Origin of the sequence: Anaerococcus sp., assembly GCF_022770135.1 — a bacterium.
Classification (GTDB): Bacteria; Bacillota; Clostridia; order Tissierellales; family Peptoniphilaceae; genus Anaerococcus.
In genome coordinates, this window is the sequence record NZ_JALEIL010000082.1 from 1 (window position 1) to 3150 (window position 3150).

3 protein-coding genes and 1 pseudogene are annotated in these 3150 nt (G+C 33.7%); 1 reads left to right on the plus strand and 3 read right to left on the minus strand.

The features are described 5' to 3' along the window. Positions 1-112: 112 nt before the first annotated feature. Complete coding sequence (locus MRZ08_RS03705) at positions 113-334, minus strand: PC4/YdbC family ssDNA-binding protein (RefSeq protein ID WP_015777520.1); 222 nt, start codon at positions 332-334, stop codon at positions 113-115. Positions 335-451: 117 nt separating this feature from the next. Continuing rightward, positions 452-1546: a GH25 family lysozyme gene (locus tag MRZ08_RS03710; protein ID WP_297379358.1), complete on the minus strand. Its 1095-nt coding sequence runs from the start codon at positions 1544-1546 to the stop codon at positions 452-454. A gap of 195 nt (positions 1547-1741) precedes the next feature. Here MRZ08_RS03710 and MRZ08_RS03715 point away from each other — a divergent pair. After that, positions 1742-2661 (plus strand): annotated as a pseudogene (locus tag MRZ08_RS03715) (IS30 family transposase). A 132-nt stretch (positions 2662-2793) separates the two neighbouring features. On the opposite strand, the gene MRZ08_RS03720 reads toward MRZ08_RS03715, so the two are convergent. Then, positions 2794-3150 (minus strand): HAD-IC family P-type ATPase (locus MRZ08_RS03720; protein WP_297379360.1); only part of this gene is annotated, 357 nt, incomplete at its 5' end.

The window sequence follows — 3150 nt, forward strand, 5'->3', positions numbered from 1 at the left end:
TGAAACGAACGCATGGAGAGATCTCATTAGATTTCTCCGCTCACTCCGTTCGGTCGAAATAAGGGTTATTTTGATTTTGTCTACAGTCTGCCTCATTAATTGAGGGAATTCTTTAATGAAATTCATCAGCCAAAATATTCTTAAGAACTTCGGCCTCTTCTGTTGTAAGGGTTATGCCCTTGCTCATTCTTGTGTGATCTTCATTCCAATCACGAATGTCGTATTTTGGATCTCTTTCATTCCAAGAAACAAGGTTAAGCTCCTTGGTCCAACCCTTGGCATTGGTTGAAAGAACGCCAAGATTTTCAACTATATCATATTTAATTCCCGCCATATTTATCTCCAATCTATAATATTTTCTAATTAATACTCTTGTATTATTTTATAGTATTCTTCCTTTTATTCAAGTCTTATTGGAGATCTTGGCTTTAATCTAAAATGATAACTTAGTTTAAATTCTCCTAGATTTTAATAATCTATTTACCTCTTTTTGGATTACAGCATAATCATAGCCCGCATATTCCAATCTTTTTTTTCTAACATTACCATTGCCCCACTTGCCGGCTATTACTTCTTCTGCTACTTTGACAAAGCCCTTGGAGGATACTCCTGTCATTATTAGTGGGTAGTCTCTGTAGAGAGCATTCTTGTCCAAGTCTCCCTTGTAGCCGTAGACTCCTCCCTTGGATGAATATTGCCAAGAATCGTAATGGCTATCCTTGTATTTTGGATAAGGGGCATCTTTTTTCCACTCTGCTATCCAAAACTCATTCTCATCCCTTACTTCCTTAGTCAAGTATTTGTTGGCAAACCATGGATAGGAATAAATCCCTGCCACATAACCATTTCTTCTAATAGCCTTGGTAAAGGCGTCTGCTACGGCAGTAATTTCTTTCTTACTAGCCTTAGTCTGTCTGTAGTTATCTTCTATGTCTATATAAATCGGTAGAGAAACTTTCTTGTTTCTTACTATATTTAGGACGTAATTTGCCTCTTCTAAAGCCTCTTTCTCATTTATCGCCCTTGAATAATGATAGAAGCCCAGAGGAATATCTCTTTTATTTAGCTCGGCATAATGAGTTTCTATTTTTTTATCCTTACTTAGGCTCTTATCCTTTTGTCTAATAGATGTCCTGAGTATTGCCCCATCTACAGAGTTTGCAAGCTTATCGTAGTCAATATTTTTAGGATTTTGATACTCGCTCATATCAACTACCTTCTCATAGACGGCAACTTTTGGATAGATGTCAGACTCATCTAAGCTATTTTGAGCTTCTGGATTTAATTCTTCCACGATTTTATCCACTTCCTCTTCGCTTACTACTATTTCTTCATCCTTATTGTCTTCTGCTTTTGGCTTTTCTATATTGGAATTTGCATTTCCACTATTTGCATTTTCTGTATTTTCCTTAGGTCCTTCCACTTCTTCAAATATCTCATCTATATTAGAATCATCATACATAACAAGGTCAGCCGCATAGGCTATATCTGGAAGCAGGAGGGCCAAGAGTAAGGCAGATCCTACAAGTTTTTTATTAATTTTCATATATCCTCTTTTCATTTTTTTACTTAAGTAAATAATATCACAAACAAGGATTTGAAACAAGAAAAAAGAGGATATTTCTATCCCCTTTTCTCTACTCAAATGTTACATCAAATAGATCTGGTATCTGTGTTGATACTATATCTTTTGTGTATTTTGTATCGATGCATCTATCGAGCACATATTTGATATCATCTCATCATATAAAAGTTAATTTGGATAGAGCAATACTATAAATCTGGAGAAAAAGTTATAAATATAGCAAAATACTTATCAAGAGCAAGACAAACCATATATAATGTAATAAATTGGCTAAAAAAGGTTTAAGTATACAAGACTACCATGGAAACTACAATAAAAATAAGTCTAAATATGAAGCCAAAACCAAACAATTAAGCGGTAAAGAATATGATTATGTTCTTGATAAATTAAGTAAAGAATGGACTCCTGATGTAATATTAGGCAGAGGTGAAATAAAGCTATCAATGAGTTCAATAACACTCTACAGAAGGTTCAAAGATGGAACTTTGTAAGCAAAACTTCTACCAATGAAGGGTAAAAGAAAAAAGAATGTTAGTGTTGAAAAAAGAGGAAAGCAAGCCTTTAAAAGAAGCATCCATGATAGAAAAAATACTATCCAAACTTTAATACTGAATTTGCTCACTTTAAGGGAGATACAATTGTAGAGAAAGATCATAAAAGTTGTTTAATAACCCTAGTTGAGAAAGAATCCAAGGCAATAGTAACCTAAAGCCAAAAAATAGGACAGCTAATAGTATCGAAGAAAGATTATATAAATGGTTAGAACAAATGCCAATAAAATTGGTAAAATCAATAACATTTGACTTTAGTAAAGATTTCTCAAATTAGAAAAATATATGTAATAAGCATGATATATCAATATTCTTCGCAAATTCAGACTGCCCAAGTCAAAGGGGTTAAATGAAAATTCGAATGGGTTATTAAGAAAAGATGGATTAACAAAACAAACGGACTTTATGCTAAAAAGAGAAGAGGATATTGTTTCTATAGCTAGCTACAGAAACAATATCCCAAGAAAGTCTTTGAACTACAAAACACCGTTAGAAGAATTTATGAATTTAGTGTATTCTGTCTAGGTTAATTTGACAATTGAAACAATAAAAAGAAAGAGATGATTTCCAGGGTACTTACATCTCTTCCTTTCTTGTAAAACTATCGATTATTTATAATTTAAGGGTTTTTAAACATTCTATATACTAACAATCATTTTAATTTGGATCTAATCTTAATAAAATAGCATTAATGGCGACTATGACTGTTGACACAGACATTAGGATTGCTCCTAATGCAGGGCTTAATGTGATACCAATAGGAGCCAAAATTCCTGCAGCTAGAGGAATAGCTATAAAGTTATAACCAGCTCCCCAAAAGAGATTTTGTTTCATTTTACGAGTTGTTTTGTGTGCTAATTCAATGAATGATTCAATATCTCCTGGATCGGATTGAGTCAAGATGACATCAGCTGAATCCAATGCCACTTGAGTTCCTGCACCGATCGCTATACCAACGTCTGCTAAGGCAAGAGAAGGGGCATCATTAACACCGTCACCTACCATGATAACTTT